This is a genomic window from Acinetobacter sp. GWC1_38_13 (assembly GCF_001767535.1).
Classification (GTDB): Bacteria; Pseudomonadota; Gammaproteobacteria; order Pseudomonadales; family Moraxellaceae; genus Acinetobacter; species Acinetobacter junii.
Genome location: NZ_MELG01000007.1, coordinates 12,867 through 32,536, shown reverse-complemented (window position 1 = coordinate 32,536; position 19,670 = coordinate 12,867). Strand labels below are relative to the sequence as shown.

The window sequence follows — 19,670 nt, the reverse complement described above, 5'->3', positions numbered from 1 at the left end:
CCACTTGTTTTTAAGTGGGGACTAAATTAAGGCTTATAGGATGAATTCATAAGGTGTGTTCAGCGGACGCTTACAATCGAGAAATAAAAATGGGCATACAAAAAATACTCAATGCTGAAGCTCAATACGGTGTACCTGTGAAGATATTCACTAACGATATTGATAATGAGAGCATTGAACAACTGAAGAAGATGGCACAGCTGCAATTTGTTTATTCTCATATTGCAGTCATGCCCGATGTACATGTTGGTAAAGGTGCGACAGTCGGAAGCGTTATACCAACTAAACATGCAATTATACCCGCAGCTGTGGGCGTAGATATTGGCTGTGGTATGAATGCGATTCGACTCAATTTAAAAGCTTCACAACTTCCTGATAATCTTTCGTCATTGCGTAATGCAATCGAACGAAAAGTTCCCGTAGGATTTGAGTTACATAAACAAGTGAAAGCGAAAGCATCTAGCATTATTCCGTTAGAAAAACGCTTACAACCAATCGTAAAAAAACATCCTGGTTTAATCAGAATGCTCAGAAATTTTGATTTAACTTGGCAAAAACAACTTGGTACTTTAGGTGGTGGTAACCATTTTATTGAACTCTGCTTAGATGAAAATCAAGATGTATGGGTCATGTTACATTCTGGCAGTCGTGGATTAGGTAATGTGATCGGCACGTATTTTATTGAACTAGCTAAGAAAGAAGCTCAACATCGTTTTGGTCATGTTCCAGATAAAGATTTAAGTTATTTCGCAGAAGGATCCTGTAGTTTTAATGATTATGTTGAAGCCGTTGAATGGGCTCAAGAATATGCTTTTGAAAATCGTCGTGAAATGATGCGATTAATTTTAGAAGCCATTCGCCCCCTACTTCCACCCTTTCAACTCACTAAAGAAGCTATAAATTGCCACCACAATTATATCAGTCGAGAGAATCATTTCGGTGAAGATCTTTTTATAACACGTAAAGGTGCAATTCGTGCTGGACTTGATGAATTAGGAATTATTCCGGGTTCTATGGGTACACGTTCTTATATTGTTAAAGGTAAAGCAAATCCTGAAGCATTCTGCTCATGTTCACATGGTGCAGGTCGGAGAATGAGTCGTCATAAGGCAAAATTGTTATTTAGCCAAGATGATTTAATTCAACAAACTCGAGGAATCGAATGTCGCAAAGATGCAAGTGTAATTGATGAAATTCCTAGCGCTTATAAAGACATCGATCAGGTCATGCAAAATCAATCGGATCTCATCGAGATCATTCACACGCTAAAACAAGTTCTATGTATAAAAGGTTAAATAAATGAAACTTAAAGCAATGCCTAAAATCAAAGTTCGCAATCCCGTCGCATTATCCCCTTTACTACAGAAAGGTGGAATACATGAAACTGAGAAGCCTCGTGCACAACATCGTCGGGATCGTCAACAAACCAAACAACAACTAAGTAAAGGTGTGTGGTAATTTTTATCTTAAATCTTGGATATATAAGATTCAAAAGTGTGGAGAATTAAAATGTTTATTTATTTTAAATTTGGCAATAAAAAAGCGACTCATAAGAGTCGCTTTTTTTAGTTCAAAAACTCAATTATTTAGCTTGTTGACCTGGTTGAACTAAAACAGTACGGCTACCAGTGATCGCAGCGAATACGCGACGGTTCATAGCACGACCTTCTTTAGTTTTGTTGTCAGCAATCGGTTGATCCCAAGCGAAACCTTGAGTAGACAAACGAGATGCATCAACGTTGTATTCGTTTACAAGAGCTGATTTAACAGAGTTAGCACGAGCTAAAGATAAACGTTCGTTTAACTTACGTGGACCAGTGTTATCTGTGTGACCTTCAATACGAGCAGTCGCATTCGGGTATTCAGCTAACTTCTCTGCAACTTTAGCAATTTCAGATTTGTATTGTGGTTTGATGTCTGACTTGTTCGTATCAAAGAATACGCGAAGTTCCATGTTAAGATCTTCAGTCAACTCTTGCGGTTGAGGAGCAACTGGAGTTGGCTCAACTGGAGCAACTTCTACTACAGGAGCAGCAGGCTTCAAGTGACCACCAAGAACTACGTTTAAACCAGCAAGAGCTGTATAGTTCCAGAATTTTTCGTCAAAGTGGTAAGTACCACGAGCTTCTGTACGAAGAGACAAAGCATCATTTAAACGCCAGAAAACACCACCACCAGCGTTAGCTAATGTACCTTCTTGCTCGCCACCGTAGATGTCATCGCTTTCGTATTTGTAGTGACCAGCACCAGCTAATACGTAAGGTTTGATTTTGCTGTCATAGTTTTTAGTGATCAAATCAGAAGTCACATAAGCGTTACCAGCAATGTTACGACCTTTATAGTCGTTATTCGCGCTTGTATCACCTTTGATTTGGCTGTATTCAACTTCCGCACCTAACCACGGAGTTAATTCAACACCAAGAGCAGCACCAACGAATAAATCATCGTCAAGTTCTGCACCAGGAGTTAATTGACCTTTGTCACCACGGTTATTATGTTCAGTATCGAACATTGTGTAACCAAGCATTAATGGAGTAACAGTTATACCCGCATTAGCAGTAGCTAAAGGAGCAGCAACAAGCATAGCAAGTGCAATACGACTCAATTTCATGGATATCCTCCAGAGATAACAATTGTTTGTTGTTCAAGCTTAGCCTATGATTTTTGGCCCCATAAACACGGAAGTGTTCACAGTATTATTTTTAAGCTATTCACTTCACTTTGAATCATACAAACACTTGATGAATTTTCCAAGTGCTTGATAACTTTAACCTCGCAAATTATTGACAAAATTTCTTACAATTTCCGTTGTAGTTCAGTAAATTTTAATTCAATTTTAAAGTCTGAATAGCTTATTGTTCGCTCGCTTCAAGTTTAACAGCATTTGCTGCATGAAGTAATCTTTAGTTTCGCAATAGTAAACTTAAATTAATAAATACAGTAATTACTTAACACTTTGTTAATAAAAAAATTACAGAAACACCAACAGGTAATATTATGTTTAAATTTTCCGGCTTTACGCTGCCTGAAATCATCATTACGATTGCAATTTCCGCAATTTTAGTCAGCCTAGCACATCCATATTTCATCGAAATATTAATTTCAAATGAAGTAGAACAAATTAAAAAGACTCTCACAATTTACATACAAAAAGCCAAATCCGATGCACAAACCCATCAGAAAAATGTGACGTTGTGCGCAACTCAAGACTTTAGTTCTTGTAGTAGCGATTGGAATCATGGATTTATTGGTTTTCTTGACGCTAATCGTAATAAAAGACGCGATAACACAGAAACTATTCTGTATTCAAATCCAGTCCAACCTAAATATGGCTCATTGGCATGGCGTGGCACTCTGAATATTAACTCACTCACCTTTCAGGGAGATACGGGGTTACCACGTGGTTCAAATGGCAGTTTCTATTATTGTTCTAGTCGATCAAACCACCATCTCCAAATCATCTTAAGTAATATGGGGCATGTTCGTACGCAAGAAATTTCCACCTGCTAAAAAACTCTTCAGTCTAGCGAATACGATGTAAAACACTTTATTGACAGAGTTTTTTTAATATACTGCATAGGTTTTGAACATTCTCAGCAAATTATAAGTCTGGAGACATACAATGACTGACATCGTAATTGTAAATGGCGCTCGTACAGCTATGGGCGGCTTCCAAGGTGCTTTATCAAGTGCTACAGCACCTGAATTAGGCGCAATCACGATCAAAGAAGCGATCGCACGTTCAGGCTTACAACCAACTGATGTTGAAGAAGTTATCATGGGTTGTGTTCTTCCAGCGGGACTAAAACAAGGACCTGCACGCCAAGCAATGCGTAAAGCAGGCTTACCTGACTCTACAGGTGCTGTAACAATTAACAAATTGTGTGGCTCTGGTATGAAAGCAGTGATGCAAGCAGCAGATATGATCAAAGCTGGTAGCGCTGAGATCGTCGTTGCTGGCGGTATGGAGTCAATGACTAATGCTCCTTACGTCTTACCAAAAGCCCGTGCAGGTTACCGCATGGGTCATGGTGAAATTAAAGATCATATGTTCTTTGATGGTCTAGAAGATGCTGAAACAGGTCGTTTAATGGGTTCATTTGCACAAGATATGGCAAATACTCGTGGCTATACCCGTCAGCAAATGGATGACTTTGCAATTCGCTCTTTACAACGTGCACAAAAAGCAATTACTGAAGGTTATTTCAAAGATGAAATCGTTCCAGTAACTGTTTCTAGCCGTAAAGGTGATGTTGTTGTTGATCAAGACGAACAACCATTAAATGCAAAAATTGATAAAATTCCAAGTTTGAAACCTGCATTTGCAAAAGACGGTACAATTACCGCTGCAAATGCAAGCTCTATCTCTGATGGTGCTTCTGCACTTGTACTTACTTCAGCAGATGTTGCTTCTGCACGTGGTTTACAACCTTTAGCAAAAATCATCGCTACGGCTTCTAACTCTCAACACCCTTCTGAATTCACAATTGCTCCTGTTGGTGCGATTGAGAAAGTATTGAAGAAAGCAGGTTGGGATGCACAAGAAGTTGATCTTTGGGAAATCAATGAAGCTTTTGCTATGGTGACAATGTGCCCAATCGATGACTTTAAACTAGATGCTGAAAAAGTGAATATCAATGGTGGTGCTTGTGCTTTAGGCCACCCTGTTGGTTCTACGGGATCACGTATCATTCTTACATTAATCCACGCACTCAAGCGTACTGGCGGTAAGAAAGGCGTTGCAGCATTATGTATCGGTGGTGGTGAAGCGACTGCTGTTGCGATTGAACTACTCTAAAAATAACGTGTGAACCTTACTATTAAATAATAGTAAGGTTGCAACAGAAATCCTGCTATATGCAGGATTTCTGTTTTCTATAATTACAAAAAATAATTCACCCAGCGTTCAAATATCGGTACGTTATGCAGTGTATAAAAAAACAACAAGGAGCAAAAAATGCAACTAAATCACTATTTGAACTTTAAAGGACAAACAGAACAAGCTTTTATTTTTTATCAATCAGTTTTTGGCGGTGAATTTGCAATGATTAGCCGTTATGGAGATATGCCGCCGACAGAAGGTGTAACTTTAGCTGAGGCCGATAAAAGCTTAATTCTACATGTATCGTTACCAATCAATGAATATACAGTTTTAATGGGATCAGATGTAAACGATCAATTCTGTGCCCCAAATGCGGGTTTCATTCAAGGAAACAATCATTATATTTCTATTAATATTGAACATGATGAAACTGAGGCACGCCGTTTATTCAATCAGCTTTCCGTTCATGGTCATATTGAAATGCAACTTGAAAGAACTTTCTGGGGTGCACTTTACGGTGCTTTCACTGATCAGTTCGGCATTAAATGGATGGTGAATTGTCAGTTAGAAGATATATAAGAAAAATCTTAAGTACTATCAAAAGAAACTTTTTTGATAGTACTTTTAAACATCAATATTTGAGTATTGTGCAATTATCATCAAACCGATGGTAATAAAACCGATTCCAATCCAACCCGCTAAATCAATATTCTGCCCCAAAAAAACTTTTGCTAGTGCTGCTGTCGCAATTACACCAATACCAGACCAAAGCACATATAAAATTCCGGCTTGCATATATTTCAAAGCAATCGCAGCACAAGTAAACGAAATAAGATACAGTACCAAAGCAATACCTTGATCCAGTTTATTGACCAATCCATTTGCTTTGGCTGAATAAAAAGTTGAAAGTACATCAGTTGCTATAGCGATTAATAGCCAAATTACACCTGGATTGATTTTTGATAAGAGAGTTAGCATTGTTATTTTTCAGCTCTTGATTAATCCAATTTTACAAAACAAAAAAGCTGAACCTTAGTTCAGCTTATTGATTACGGGTGGCTTATGCACCAGTTTGATAGCTTGCTTGAGGTACAGCTGTTGAAGCTTGATAAGGATTTGTAAAGTCCTGCAGACCAGCTGCTGCTTCCTGAATATCTTTACCTTCTTTTACTACAAAGGTATCAAACCCAGAGCGTTTTAAATAATTTAAAACATCTTTAAAGATATCACCAACTGCACGCAACTCACCTTGATATCCTTGACGGCGCAATAATGCTGCGAATGAATATCCACGACCATCATTAAAACCAGCAAATTCAATGAATATTGCATCTAATTCGCTTAAAGGGAACTGATGTGTTTCAGGTGAATCATTTACAGTGATATACAACGCTTTTTTACCTTGTATATTTGGCAATTCATTCAATTGAGCTGTTGTTAAAACAACATCACCTTGGGGAATTGCTCCATCTTCTGCAATAACTTGATAAGTATTGTCTGCAATCGTGCCATCTTTAGAAAGCACTTGTAGCGATGTATTAAGCATAAGCACGCTCCTTAAATGGCTGAATCCCTACACGACGGTATGTATCGATAAAACGCTCACCTTCAGTACGCAAATCTAGGTAAGTATTCAAAATTTCCTCGATCACGTCGGGTACAGCATCTGCAGCAAAAGATGGTCCTAAAATATCACCAATAGATGCATCATGATTCGCATTACCACCTAAAGTGATTTGATAGAACTCAGCACCTTTTTTATCTACACCAAGAATACCAATATTGCCTACATGGTGATGACCACAAGCATTCATACATCCTGAGATATTTAGGTCTAGTTCACCTAAATTATAAATGGTATCAAGATCTTCAAAACGACGTGTGATCGCTTCTGAAATAGGAATTGATTTTGCGTTAGCTAATGAACAGAAATCACCACCTGGACAGCAAATAATATCGGTAATAAAACCAATATGTGCACGAGCCATGTTGTGCTGTTCAAGCGTTTGCCACAATTCAAATAAATTTTTCTGTGGTACGTCTACCAATGAAATATTTTGTTCATGTGTAGTACGGAACTCGCCAAACGTATACTTATCTGCTAAATCAGCGATTAAGTTCATTTCTTCTGATGTTACGTCACCAGGAGCAATACCAGCACGCTTCAAAGAAATCGTAACGATACGATAACCTTTAACTTTATGAGCATTAGTATTGACGTTGTACCATTGTTTGAACTTTGGATTTTCAGCGAATAATGCTGTGAAATCCTCATCTTCTAGGTCTTGATAATCGAATGGTGTAAATTCTTCATCCAATTTTTTTAAGATTTCTGGTTGAATTCTTAGAGCTTCACGTGTGTGCTCAAATTCAGCCTCAACTTTTTGAGCAAAGACTTCTGGCGTAAGTGCTTTAACTAAAATTTTGATACGTGCTTTATATTTGTTATCACGACGACCATGTAAGTTATATACACGTAAAGTCGCTTCAAGATAAGCAATCAAATCTTCACGTGGTAAGAACTCACGAATGACGCTACCAATAATTGGTGTACGACCTAAGCCACCGCCCGCCATGATTTTATAACCAATCTCACCAGCATCATTGCGTACGATATAAACACCGATATCATGAAATGCTGTTGCAGCACGATCTTTTTCTTCAAGAGCAGAAACGGCGATTTTGAACTTACGTGGCAAGAATGCAAATTCGGGGTGGAATGTACTCCACTGACGAATCAATTCGCATGTAGGACGCGGATCAGCAATTTCACCTGCAACAACACCCGCAAACTGATCAGTGGTGGTGTTACGAATACAGTTACCTGAGGTTTGTACAGCATGCATTTGCACTGTCGCAAGTTCAGCTAAAATATCTGGAACATTTTCTAATGCCGGCCAGTTTAACTGAATGTTTTGACGTGTTGAAACGTGAGCATAACCACGATCGTATTGGGTCGCGATTTCAGCAATTTTTCTAAGTTGTTTAGTATTCATCAAGCCATACGGCACGGCAATACGGAGCATCGGCGCATAACGTTGCACGTATAAACCATTTTGCAAACGTAATGGACGATATTCGTCTTCGGTCAATTTTCCTGCTAAATAGCGTTCTGTTTGATCGCGAAACTGAGCAACGCGTTGGTTAATCAGTTGTTGATCGAAATCCGTATATAAATACATGGCGTATGGCTAGTCATTCATTATAAAGGCGTTTAGCATAACGAGCTTTGTTTCATCAATAAAATGCTTTTTTTGCATATTTAATAACGGTTTTATTGATAAGCCTATCTAATGACTACAAAAAGGAAAAGCCCAGACGAATCTGAGCTTTTATATTCAATTTCCAAATGAAATTAGTTCTTATCTGGTAAAGCATAGGCAACGAGATAATCACCCATTTTAGTACCAAATGAACCGTGTCCACCCGCCATAATCACCACATATTGTTTACCGTTAGCTTCATAAGTCATTGGTGTTGCCTGACCACCTGCTGGTAAACGAGCTTCCCATAACTTATCGCCATTTGAAACATTAAAGGCACGGATGTAGTTATCTTGAGTCGCCCCAACAAACATCACATTACCTGCTGTTGAAATCGAACCACCTAAACCAGGTACACCAATTTTCACTGGTGGTAATTGGAATAGATTTGGCAAACTATCACGAATCGTACCAATACGTTTTTTCCAAACCACTTCGTGTGTTTTTAAATCCACACCAGCAACAAAGCCCCAACCAGGTTGCTTACAAGGCAAACCGAATGGAGACAGGAACGGACTAATATCTACACCATATGGCGTACCATACATCGGTTGCATGCCCTGCTCTGTACCCGCACCACGTGCGACTGCTTGACGGTTTGGATCTGCTGGAATTAAACGGCTTACGAATGGCAAGCCAATCGGGTTCATGACTGCAACTTGACGGTCAGCATTCACTGACATACCGCCCCATTCGAATACACCGAGATTACCAGGGAATACTAAAGTGCCATTTTCAGAAGGTGGTGTATAAATACCATCGTAATTCAAACGTTTAAACTTCACCCGACACATTAACTGGTCAAACATGGTGGCACCCCACATGTCTTTATCTGTTAATTTATCTTTAGGTGCTAAGTTAAAGTCAGAGAATGGTTGAGTTTTAGCATAGAACTCACCTTTAGTTTGTGGTCCCCACTTCACTGTTTGCGGAACTGGTTTTTCAGTAATCGGTACTATTGGCTGACCATTACGACGATCTAAAACAAAGGCATTTCCTGTTTTAGTTAAGACATAAATCGCAGGGACCGTTTGACCAGATTTATCCTGAATATCCGCCAATGAAGGTTGAGATGGTACATCCATATCCCACAAATCATGATGTGTAGTTTGGAAACTCCAAACTAGCTTACCTGTGGTTGCATTAATCGCCAGCATTGAGTTCGCATAGCGCTCTTTCAACTCAGTACGGTCGCCCCCCCAAATATCAGGTGTACCTACACCTGTCGGTACATAGACGATGTCCAATTTTGCATCATAAGCAAGTGGCGCCCATGCATTTGGCGAGTTATGCACAAATGTTGTGTCTTGACCTGGCATTGCATTCGGATCAGCAGCACCCGTATCGAATACCCACAGCAACTTACCAGTATTCACGTCATAACCACGAATCACACCTGATGGCTCTTTATTGGAATGGTTATCGGTCACTGAACCTGCAATTACCACTGTAGTACCAGATACAACACCTGGTGAAGTTGGGTTATAGCCACCTGGATATGCATATGGCATGAATTCTTGTAAATTCACTTCGCCATTTTGACCGAAGTCAGAACATGCTTTACCTGTATCTGCGTTCACTGCGACTAAACGACCATCATTAACCGGAACAAAAACTTTACGAGGACATTCAGTCGAAGTTGATTTTTTCGCCTGTAAACTGGTTGCAAACTCAGTGGTGTTTGCAGCATCGTAGTACATCACCCCACGACAAGTTAAATGCTGGAAAGTCTTGTCCGTTTTAAGTTTTGGATCAAAACGCCATTTTTCTTTTCCTGTTGCAGGATCAAGTGCAATCAAATGTTGATGTGGCGTACACATATACATATTGTTGCCGATTTTAATTGGTGTTACCTGATTAGTCGTTTCACCTGAGTCATTTTCAGTTCTAAAATCACCTGTACGGAACGTCCAAGCAACTTTCAAATCTTTGACATTTTTGTCATTAATTTGAGTCAGAGGAGAATAACGCTCCCCTCCTTGACTACGACCATAGGCAGGCCAGTCCTCAGGTGCTACACCATCAACTGCTTTCGCTTGTGCAGGTTGAGGTGTTTGAATCACACCATTAATTTCTTGAGGATCATTAAAGATCGAGTACACCATCACCACAATAGCGATAACTAAAGTCGATGATAGCGCAACCTTACTTGAGCCAAGTTTATCAATACCTCTTGTTACAGCAGGTACTAACAACCACAAACCCAACACACCCAAAACATCAAGACGTGGAGCCAGTGCCCAGAAGTCCGTTCCAACTTCCCAAACACCCCAAATCACACTTCCTAACATTAAAGCGGCATAGACCCAGAGTGGACCAGAAGCACGCTTATAAAGTTGTACTGCTACGATGAGTAACAACACACCTGCAATCACATAATAAAAAGACCCACCAATAGCTGCGAGCCATACACCACCAATAAGCAGGAACAAAGCAATGAGGGCAAGGATCATTACCGTCAACGTTCGCAATCCTGATTTTGAAGCAGATTGATTCATAAGATCACCTTGCATCTTTGTATTTATTAGAATGACTAAGCAAATGATCAATTCACTTAACATTCAATTAAAAATCTAAAGCGTTCTATAGCCCGATTGAGTTGCAAACATGAGCTATAGAACTCCGAATAAAACACTTAAAAAATGGTTTGAAACTTGACGCCACCCACCCATGTTTTATCCCCATCTTTCAACGCACCAACATGATGTACATATTGAATATTTGGACGGATGGTCAACCAATTAGTTGCATGGATGCCGTAATACAACTCAGTATTGTATTCTTCATCTAATAAAGGATTGTTTTTGTCATTAGCATGAATACGTGCTACGCCGAGTGCTAGTTCATCTTGTGGACGCTGATTGAGCAGACCTTTATAAACCAATCCAACATTTTGCATATCTTTGATGGAGTTGGTTTTTGAATCATGTACTGTGACATTCACAAAACCAGTTAAACCACGATCAGATTGATCATCATGACGTGTTAATTGCTGTTTGGCAGTAAACCAACCGCCTTGTTTATGTCCAGTTTTGCTTGGGTTTTCAATTTCAGCAGCATCAGCAGTGCTGTAGTAGTAACCAAAACGGTATTCACCTAAAAGAGATTGTTGACCAAGTTTTGGTGCCCAGACCAGCTCAGCTGGAATAATCGCACCATGTGATCCATCTGTACTTAAATTAAAGCCTTTACCACGCTGTAAGTTCTCTGGGTTATATTCATACGCACCAATTTGCGCATATAAATCTGGCTGCAGATTATATTTGACTCGCAATGCCCATTGACTGACAGGCCAGTTGTACCATTGATCACCCACCCAATTGCCGACTTGAGAGCCACATAATGCCAAGTTTTGGAAATCACAGTTAAAACTGTTGAAATCCTCACCTTCACCAAAACGTCCCACCTTGATATCTAAAGTTTGATCTAAAAATTTCTTTTTGATCCATAGATCAGTTAAACGCCAAGTTTGACCACGCCCCCAAACTTCTTGGGTAGAACTTAGATGTCCTTGTAAACCATCTGCAGTTTGGGACAATGATTGGCCATCTCGATAGGTCACCGTGATTTGAGCTTCAGTGTCTTGCCAACCTAAAATTTTATTTAAGTCAAAGTGTGTGCCTAAAGCCAGTTGCCCAGTGAATTCACTGCCATGGCTTGAATATTGTTTAGAATCTAAAACCCCTGCAAATTCACCTGTGTAATCAGCAGAAAAGTTATAACCTTGATCTTGTAACGCAGTGCGTTGACCGTTCCAATCACCCAACAGCCATTGACCATGAGGATCAAATGCGGAAGAAGCTGCTTGAGTGTGATGTGTGAAAAGACTCAATGAAAGAACGGATAAACAAGATACAACCCATGATTTAGAGATTGTCATGTTTACGTAACCTTTTATGTTTTTGTATATAAAAGGTTACGCCCATTTTTAATTGATTAATTTATTCAAAATGTTAATCACTTGATTAAATGTGCAAGATTTTACCAAGTTGTGATTGTATGCACATATTTTCTACCATTTTCCTTGACCCAAACCTTGTCCGATAAATTGATAGCGCATTTGAGAACGTGAAAATTTGATTGGGCATGCTAATTGAGGCTCAGTTTGATCTGTATTTTCAGATAAAGGTACATCGACCACCCAACCGCGTTGTTTTGCAATCGGTGAAGTCAAAGCCTCATCTAAGCTCAACACTGGCTCCACACAAATATCTAATTGCGAAAAAATTGATTGCCACTCAGCAAAATCTTTGGAGCTAAACTTTTCCTTTAAGGCTTGTTTAATCGCTTGACGGTCTTCGGGGTCAAAAGAACTACCTTTTGCCATCAATATAGGTAACTCTAATGCAGCAGCTAACCCAGTCATAAACTGTGGTTCTAAACTTCCTACAGAGAAATAACGACCATCTTTGGTTTCATAATAATCATAGAAAATAGCACCATTCAGCATCCCTTGCTCAGGACCTTGCGGTGTCTGACCAGCCAAACTTGCTGAGGCGGCCATACTATTTAAACTAGCCACACAGTCCGTCATAGAAATATCTATGTATTGCCCCATACCACTACGCTGACGCTCAACTACAGCAGCTAAAATCCCAATAACCGCATGCAAAGAACCTCCTGCGACATCCGCAATCTGTACACCCAATGGAGGTGGTCCACTATCTTGTCGACCACTATGACCCGAAATACCAGCTAAAGCTAGATAGTTAATATCATGCCCTGCACGATCTTTATATGCACCTGTTTGACCGTAACCTGTAATAGAACAATAGATTAATCGAGGATTGATCTCAGCAAGCGTTTCATAATCCAACCCTAATCGACGCATCACATCTGGTCGAAATTGTTCAAGCAGGATGTCAAACTCTGAAATTTTATTTTTAATTAACTCAATATTTGCAGCACCTTTTAGATCAAGCGTAATGGACTGTTTATTTCGATTAAGATAACTATGCGCAGTGGCTTGACCATTGGCATAAGGTGGCATGATTCGAACCAAATCTGGACGACTCGGAGATTCTACATGGATAACTTCTGCACCCATGTCTGCAAGATACATACTCGCGAATGGACCAGGTAACAAAGTAGAAAAATCTAGAACTTTCAATCCCTTTAAAGCAGTTGGCATAATAATTTTTACTCATATTGTTCAAATTTTCTTTTATACTAGGTTCGGATAAACACAAAAACAATGTCATGTTCAGCCATTTACCTTGATAGTTTCGGCAATTTAACATGTACTTAGTGAGCAATAATTTTTTCTTGTCAATTGCTCAATTAGATATTTTAGACGGTTATTTAGGTCAATTATCGTGAATAGTAAAGAAACTGAAGGATTCAATATGAGCCGTGATACGATCAGCATCCACTTCGTGAATGCGGCTTTAACAGGTGTAAAACGCCTAGGCATGGACGTTGAAACATTACTTTCACATGTCGGTATTGAAGCAGAATTGCTTCGTCAACCTAAAGCTCGAATCTCCCCAGAGCAATACACTCGCTTTGTCAAAATGTTATGGATGGTCACCCAAGACGAACACGTTGGTTTCGATGTTCAACCACGTCGTTTAGGTACATTTGCGATCATGTGCCAATTGATCATACATTCGAAAACACTTGGACAAGCACTCGAACTTTCCTCACAATTTTACAAATTATTCGGTGATGAATGGTCTGTAAGTTTAGAGCGTGATAAACACGAAGCTCGTTTAGTACCTCACATTCCTAAAGCGCTTGACCCTGATCATTTTATTACGGAAAGTATGCTGATGATTTGGCATGGTCTTGCTTCGTGGTTAATCGAACGTCGCTTACCTTTGGAGCGTGTCCATTTTGGTTATGAACGCCCTAACCATGCTGATGAATATGATGCGCTATTTTTTGCACCAGTGATGCAGTTTGACGCACCGCGTACAGAAATTACCTTTGCTGCAGATTATTTAGATCTACCTATTCGTCAGGATGAAAAAACTTTAGAAGAGTTTTTAAAAGCCGCACCAGCACAACTTCTAGTGAAATTCAAAAACACCAACTCACTCACTTCGCGTATCCGTGATGTATTGAAGAGCCAAATCGGTGAAGAAATGCCAACTTTAAATGATGTGGCATCTATGTTGTATTTATCTCCTCAAACATTACGTCGTCGTTTGGCTGCGGAAGGTAAAAGCTATCAAGGTGTCAAAGATGCCTTACGTCGTGACGCTGCGATTCATTTATTGCTCACTCCAAACCTCACTTTAGAAGATGTTGCTCAACAAGTTGGCTTTAGTGAAACCAGTACCTTTCACCGTGCCTTTAAAAAATGGACTGGTGTTACCCCAGGTTTATATCGCCAGTTGCATGGGCATCACAATTAACTTAAATCAGACAAAGTGTTCAACCCTAAAAAGTTGAACACTTGTTGAAAAATATGGTATTAATCCACTATATTCCTCAACAATCACGATAAATAATGATAATCAAAAAAGGCGATTTTTCAGACCCACAAGTTCAAGACCTCATACGCATTCATTTGCACGGCATGCATCAGAACACACCGATTGAGCATAGTTTTGCACTCGATTTCAGCAGCCTACAAAAAGACTCCATTCGATTTTATACACTTTGGCGTGATGATCAGCTTCTTGGTTGTGGTGCGATTCAAGAGCTTAACCCCTATCATGCTGAACTTAAATCGATGCGGACTCATCCCCAACATCTACGTCAAGGTGTAGCGACACACTTACTCGATTATCTTTTGAAAATTGCTAAACATAGCAATTTTCAAAAAGTGAGTTTAGAAACGGGGAAAGACTCCCACTTTGATGCAGCAATTCATCTATACAAGAAATTTGGTTTCGTAGAGGGTGAAGCCTTTGCTGAATATAATGAATCTGAATATAGTCAATTCTTTCATTTAAACTTGTCTAATCAATAGTTTAATCTCAGATTTTAATCTATTTTTTTTAAAGAGATTGTTTTGAAAAAAACTGATTGATAAGCAATCTAATAACAAGTATTACAGCCGTAAAGCCCAAAAATTATCTTGAAAAATATAGCCAACACCCTGATTTTAATGCCAATTATCAATCAACACTCATTTGTTTTATGAAAGCAGCTGTCTTCCGAGGCGAAGTTAGGTGAATAAATCGTATGTGCTGGTATTTAGGGTTGTTCATCATCGCTAAATACCTTTTCTTATTTTGTGGATATTTCTGAAACATCCATAAAAAAATCGATTTTTGGGAGAATACCATTTTCAAGTTCTCTCTATTATTCGAGTTTTTCCATAATCGCTCACGACTTAAAATACACCACAAAGTCCGTTTAGTAAGACGATAAAAGTTAACAGAAAAAGAATAATCTAGCGAAATGACCGTATCCACCTCAGACCAAATCATATCAATACTGCGTGAATAAAGATTATCGATCACCCATCCCGTTGATGCTGCATTCATACTCAGTTTAAGTTTGCAAAAAAATGCATCATTTGAAGATTCTTGCCAATCATCTAGCCATAGTAAATCATCCAGTTCGATATATTGTATTTTTAATTTTTCCGCCAACTTTCGAGCCAGCGTAGATTTGCCAGAACCCGTAGTACCAATAATATTAATAAAATTCATCAAGCAAATTATGTTGAATTATGGACATGCATTTTACTTAATATTTCAACTATTCAATAGTGAACTGAATTGGCGAAAAACATCAAACTTACCAATGTTTATCATCATTGCACTGACACTTAAATTGAGTACACTCGAAGCACAATGATTTTAATTTAAGGCAATACAAGGAACAGCTATGAGCGAGGCCTATATTATTGATGCCATTCGCACACCACGCGGAAAAGGAAAAAAAGACGGCTCATTACATGAAGTAAAACCAATTACTTTACTCACAACATTATTGAATGAATTACAACAACGCCATCAACTCGACACATCTAAAGTCGATGATATCGTTCTCGGTTGTGTGACACCGATTGGTGATCAAGGTGGGGATATTGCCAAAACTGCTGCGATTGCTGCAGGTTGGAATGATGATGTCGCAGGCGTACAAATCAACCGTTTCTGTGCTTCTGGTTTAGAAGCGGTGAACTTGGCAGCACAAAAAGTTCGTTCAGGTTGGGAAGATGTTGTAGTTGCTGGCGGTGTGGAGTCAATGTCACGCATTCCAATGGGTTCTGATGGTGGTCCATGGGCGCTTGATCCAGAAACCAATTTGAAATCGTCTTTTGTTCCACAAGGTGTAGGTGCAGACTTAATCGCAACTTTAGATGGTTATAGCCGCGCAGATGTAGATGCATTTGCGGTCGGTTCGCAACAAAAGGCTGCTGCCGCTCAGGCAAATGGTTATTTCGATAAATCAGTTGTGCCTGTGAAAGATCATGCAGGTGTAACAATCTTAGAAAAAGATGAATTTATCAAAGGAAATACCACAGTTGAAGGTTTAGCAAAACTGAATGCTAGCTTTGAAATGATGGGTCAAATGGGCTTCGATGCTGTTGCTTTACAGAAGTATCCTGAAGCTCAAAAAATCAATCACGTCCATCATGCGGGTAACTCATCAGGTATCGTTGATGGTGCTGCGGTGGTGTTATTGGCTTCTGAAAAAGCAGTCAAAGAGCAAGGTTTAAAACCTCGTGCCAAGGTGCTTGCAACTGCATTAGTCGGTACAGATCCAACCATTATGTTGACTGGTCCTGCCCCTGCTGCACGTAAAGCATTAGAAAAAGCAGGCTTGAGCATCAACGATATTGATTTATTTGAAGTGAATGAAGCTTTTGCAGCTGTGGTAATGCGTTTTATTACAGAACTGAAAGTTCCTGCTGAGAAAGTCAACGTCAATGGTGGTGCGATTGCGATGGGACATCCATTAGGGGCAACTGGTGCCATGATTCTAGGAACTTTGTTAGATGAATTAGAGCGTCAAGGTAAAAAACGTGGTCTAGCAACATTATGTGTCGGTGGTGGTATGGGTATCGCTACCATTATCGAGTTGGTGTAAGGAGAACAACATGAGCGCTATTAAATACGAAAAAAACGCTGACAATATTGTAATTCTTACACTAGATTCATCTGGTCAATCTGCAAACACCATGAATGCAGAGTTCCGTGATGCTTTAGATGAAGTCAGTCAAAAGCTTAAAGCTGAAACTGATCTGAAAGGTATTATTTTCCGTTCAGCTAAGAAAACCTTCTTTGCTGGTGGTGACCTAGATGAGCTGATTCAGGTACAACCTGAACACGCTACTGAATTTTTCAAGATGATTGAAAAACTCAAAGGTGACTTACGCACAATCGAAACTTTAGGTGTGCCTGTTGTTGCAGCTTTAAACGGCACTGCGCTTGGTGGTGGCTGGGAAATCGCTTTAGGTTGTCATTATCGTATTGCCATTAATGATCCAAAAACTAAATTTGGTTTACCTGAAGTGACTTTAGGACTACTTCCTGGCGGTGGTGGTATCGTCCGTATGGTACGTTTGCTGGGCTTACAAAATGCATTCCCGTTCCTTATGGAAGGTAAGCAATTTGGTGTCGATAAAGCAAAATCTCTTGGTTTGGTACATGACACAGCTGAGAATGAACAAAAGCTGTTAGAAAAAGCAATTGCTTGGGTGAAAGCTAATCCACCTTCTACAAAAGCAGCACAGCAACCATTTGATGTGAAAGGCTACAAAATCCCCGGTGGCAGTCCAAGCACTCCTGCGGTTGCACAAGTGCTTGCGATTGCGCCAGCAATGCTACGTGACAAAACCAAAGGTTGCTACCCTGCACCTGAAGCAATCATGGCGGCTGCGGTTGAAGGCGCACAAGTCGATGTAGATACCGCGCTTCGTATTGAATCACGTTACTTTACGCAACTGACTGTCGGTCAAGTGTCGAAGAACATGATCGGTACGTTTTGGCATGGTCTAAATGCAATTAAATCAGGTGCGAGTCGTCCTGCTGAAGTTGCTAAATGGCAAGCGAAGAAAGTCGGTGTTTTAGGTGCAGGTATGATGGGTGCAGGGATTGCCTATTCAACCGCAATCAAAGGAATTCCTGTCGTACTCAAAGATGTGTCTGTAGAAAATGCAGAGAAAGGCAAAGCTTATTCACAAAAGCTACTTGATAAACGTGTTTCACAAGGTCGTATGACCGCAGAAAAACGTGATCAAGTGTTAGCGCTTATTACAGCTACTGCTGATGCAGCTGATCTACAAGGCTGTGATTTAATCATTGAAGCAGTATTTGAAAATCAAGAACTCAAAGCCAAAGTGACTCAAGAAGCTGAGCAGTATTTAGCGGAAGATGGAATTTTTGCATCGAACACGTCTACCTTACCAATCACAGGTCTAGCAACAGCAAGTAAAGATGCAAAAAACTTTATTGGTTTACATTTCTTTAGCCCAGTCGACAAAATGCAATTGGTCGAGATCATCAAAGGCAAAGAAACTTCAGCTGAAACATTAGCTAAAGCCTATGACTTTGTACAACAAATTGCTAAAACACCAATCGTGGTAAATGACAGTCGTGGTTTCTTTACCAGTCGTGTGTTTGGTACGTTCATTCAAGAAGGTATGCGTCTTCTTGCTGAGGGTGTACATCCAGCAAAAATCGAAATGGCAGCACTCAAAGCTGGTATGCCTGTTGGTCCTCTTGCGATTCAGGATGAAGTATCTTTAACTCTGACTGAGCATGTAGCAAGCGAAACGCGCAAAGCACTGCAAGCTGAAGGGAAAGACTTACCGAAAACTCCTGTAGATGAAGTGGTTCACACCATGATTCACGAGCTAAATCGTAAAGGTAAAGCAGCAGGTGCAGGCTTCTATGAATATCCAGAAAATGGCAAAAAACATTTGTGGGATGGGCTCAGCCGTTGGACGAAAGAGAATGATATTTCTGAACAAGATATGATTGATCGTTTCTTGTTTGTTCAAGCACTCGATACCTTACGCTGCTATGAAGAAGGTGTTCTAGAATCAGTAATTGATGCCAATGTCGGTTCAATTTTTGGAATCGGTTTTGCTCCATGGACTGGTGGTGCAATTCAATTCCTAAATCAAAATGGGATTGAAAAATCACTACAACGTTCAGAGGAATTGGCTGCTAAATATGGTGAACGTTTCAATCCACCACAATCGTTAAAAGACAAAGCGCAGAAGAAAGAAATTATTCAATAATTTTTTCACTCTCTTCACTTTACGCTCATATCAGTTTCTTTAACTGATATGAGCTTTTTTGTATTTATTGATAGAAAACCGAATTGCGTCTAATCCATCACAAATTGTGCTATAAATATACCAATTCTGCTTTACTTTTTGTCCTTTGGAAATTTGTCTTATGTCTGAGAAATTATGTCCTGAAACCTCGCCGTGGGGTTGGAAAGCACTGATCATCACTTGCATTTTAAGCTTTATCTTTATGGTGATTTTTTATTTAGCCATAAATAATGAGCCTGACTATATGCCAATGAATCAAAAAAAAGCAGCGGCAGCAGCTGAAATGTCACAATCTTCAGCAAATGGCGAAGCTCAACATAGCGAGCATCAGCAACACAATCACTAAAGTATTCTTGTCGAAGATGATAAATCCGTGTTAAACAGGGATTTATCATCC

The 19,670-nt window shown here is 39.6% G+C and carries 18 protein-coding genes; 10 read left to right on the top strand and 8 right to left on the bottom strand.

Annotated elements, in window-relative coordinates; genetic code table 11:
* Positions 1-89 precede the first annotated feature (89 nt).
* Positions 90-1,295, top strand: a complete 1,206-nt coding sequence (locus A2003_RS00725; RefSeq protein ID WP_130574950.1) for an RtcB family protein — start codon at positions 90-92, stop codon at positions 1,293-1,295.
* Between the two features lie 4 nt (positions 1,296-1,299).
* Positions 1,300-1,458 carry a hypothetical protein gene (locus A2003_RS00720; protein ID WP_004908791.1) on the top strand — a complete coding sequence of 53 codons (159 nt, stop codon included), beginning with the start codon at positions 1,300-1,302 and terminating at the stop codon, positions 1,456-1,458.
* Between the two features lie 124 nt (positions 1,459-1,582).
* Here the strand turns inward: A2003_RS00720 and omp38 are convergent, their stop codons facing one another.
* Positions 1,583-2,611: an outer membrane protein Omp38 gene (gene omp38, locus A2003_RS00715; protein WP_286686686.1), complete on the bottom strand. Its 1,029-nt coding sequence runs from the start codon at positions 2,609-2,611 to the stop codon at positions 1,583-1,585.
* Between the two features lie 386 nt (positions 2,612-2,997).
* On the opposite strand from omp38, the gene A2003_RS00710 reads away from it, so the two are divergent.
* The 3 genes from A2003_RS00710 to A2003_RS00700 all read left to right on the top strand — a co-directional run bounded on the left by A2003_RS00710 (position 2,998) and on the right by A2003_RS00700 (position 5,401).
* Positions 2,998-3,510 (top strand): GspH/FimT family protein, encoded by a 513-nt coding sequence (locus A2003_RS00710; protein ID WP_125297911.1) that lies wholly within the window; start codon positions 2,998-3,000, stop codon positions 3,508-3,510.
* Between the two features lie 112 nt (positions 3,511-3,622).
* Positions 3,623-4,798: a thiolase family protein gene (locus A2003_RS00705; protein ID WP_005402111.1), complete on the top strand. Its 1,176-nt coding sequence runs from the start codon at positions 3,623-3,625 to the stop codon at positions 4,796-4,798.
* 159 nt (positions 4,799-4,957) lie between these two features.
* Positions 4,958-5,401, top strand: a complete 444-nt coding sequence (locus tag A2003_RS00700; protein ID WP_286686685.1) for a VOC family protein — start codon at positions 4,958-4,960, stop codon at positions 5,399-5,401.
* A gap of 45 nt (positions 5,402-5,446) precedes the next feature.
* On the opposite strand, the gene A2003_RS00695 is transcribed toward A2003_RS00700, so the two are convergent.
* The 6 genes from A2003_RS00695 to A2003_RS00670 all read right to left on the bottom strand — a co-directional run bounded on the left by A2003_RS00695 (position 5,447) and on the right by A2003_RS00670 (position 13,216).
* Positions 5,447-5,800: a DMT family transporter gene (locus A2003_RS00695; RefSeq protein WP_004908805.1), complete on the bottom strand. Its 354-nt coding sequence runs from the start codon at positions 5,798-5,800 to the stop codon at positions 5,447-5,449.
* 82 nt (positions 5,801-5,882) lie between these two features.
* Positions 5,883-6,368: a DUF934 domain-containing protein gene (locus A2003_RS00690; RefSeq protein ID WP_004950495.1), complete on the bottom strand. Its 486-nt coding sequence runs from the start codon at positions 6,366-6,368 to the stop codon at positions 5,883-5,885.
* Positions 6,361-8,004: a nitrite/sulfite reductase gene (locus A2003_RS00685; protein WP_004908811.1), complete on the bottom strand. Its 1,644-nt coding sequence runs from the start codon at positions 8,002-8,004 to the stop codon at positions 6,361-6,363. Before A2003_RS00685 ends, A2003_RS00690 begins: the two co-directional genes overlap by 8 nt.
* A 173-nt stretch (positions 8,005-8,177) precedes the next feature.
* Entirely contained in the window at positions 8,178-10,583 is a 2,406-nt protein-coding gene (locus tag A2003_RS00680) for a glucose/quinate/shikimate family membrane-bound PQQ-dependent dehydrogenase (protein WP_286686684.1), read from the bottom strand.
* Positions 10,584-10,720: 137 nt separating this feature from the next.
* Entirely contained in the window at positions 10,721-11,965 is a 1,245-nt protein-coding gene (locus tag A2003_RS00675) for a carbohydrate porin (protein WP_286686683.1), read from the bottom strand.
* A 132-nt stretch (positions 11,966-12,097) separates the two neighbouring features.
* Complete coding sequence (locus A2003_RS00670; RefSeq protein WP_286686682.1) at positions 12,098-13,216, bottom strand: CaiB/BaiF CoA transferase family protein; 1,119 nt, start codon at positions 13,214-13,216, stop codon at positions 12,098-12,100.
* A gap of 214 nt (positions 13,217-13,430) precedes the next feature.
* Between A2003_RS00670 and A2003_RS00665 the strand changes: the two genes are divergently transcribed.
* Both A2003_RS00665 and A2003_RS00660 read left to right on the top strand, forming a co-directional pair.
* Positions 13,431-14,444 (top strand): AraC family transcriptional regulator, encoded by a 1,014-nt coding sequence (locus A2003_RS00665; RefSeq protein WP_004908826.1) that lies wholly within the window; start codon positions 13,431-13,433, stop codon positions 14,442-14,444.
* Positions 14,445-14,539: 95 nt separating this feature from the next.
* Positions 14,540-15,004 (top strand): GNAT family N-acetyltransferase, encoded by a 465-nt coding sequence (locus tag A2003_RS00660; RefSeq protein ID WP_004908828.1) that lies wholly within the window; start codon positions 14,540-14,542, stop codon positions 15,002-15,004.
* 148 nt (positions 15,005-15,152) lie between these two features.
* Here the strand turns inward: A2003_RS00660 and A2003_RS00655 are convergent, their stop codons facing one another.
* Complete coding sequence (locus A2003_RS00655; protein WP_286686681.1) at positions 15,153-15,692, bottom strand: shikimate kinase; 540 nt, start codon at positions 15,690-15,692, stop codon at positions 15,153-15,155.
* Positions 15,693-15,870: 178 nt separating this feature from the next.
* On the opposite strand from A2003_RS00655, the gene A2003_RS00650 reads away from it, so the two are divergent.
* From A2003_RS00650 to A2003_RS00640, 3 genes are all read left to right on the top strand, one after another.
* Positions 15,871-17,076, top strand: coding sequence for an acetyl-CoA C-acetyltransferase (locus A2003_RS00650; RefSeq protein WP_004799949.1), 1,206 nt, complete (start codon positions 15,871-15,873; stop codon positions 17,074-17,076).
* Positions 17,077-17,086: 10 nt separating this feature from the next.
* Positions 17,087-19,234, top strand: a complete 2,148-nt coding sequence (locus A2003_RS00645; RefSeq protein WP_286686680.1) for a 3-hydroxyacyl-CoA dehydrogenase NAD-binding domain-containing protein — start codon at positions 17,087-17,089, stop codon at positions 19,232-19,234.
* A gap of 160 nt (positions 19,235-19,394) precedes the next feature.
* The gene (locus A2003_RS00640; RefSeq protein WP_039047019.1) at positions 19,395-19,619 is read left to right on the top strand and encodes a hypothetical protein; all 225 of its coding nucleotides are present in this window, start codon (positions 19,395-19,397) and stop codon (positions 19,617-19,619) included.
* Positions 19,620-19,670: the final 51 nt, after the last annotated feature.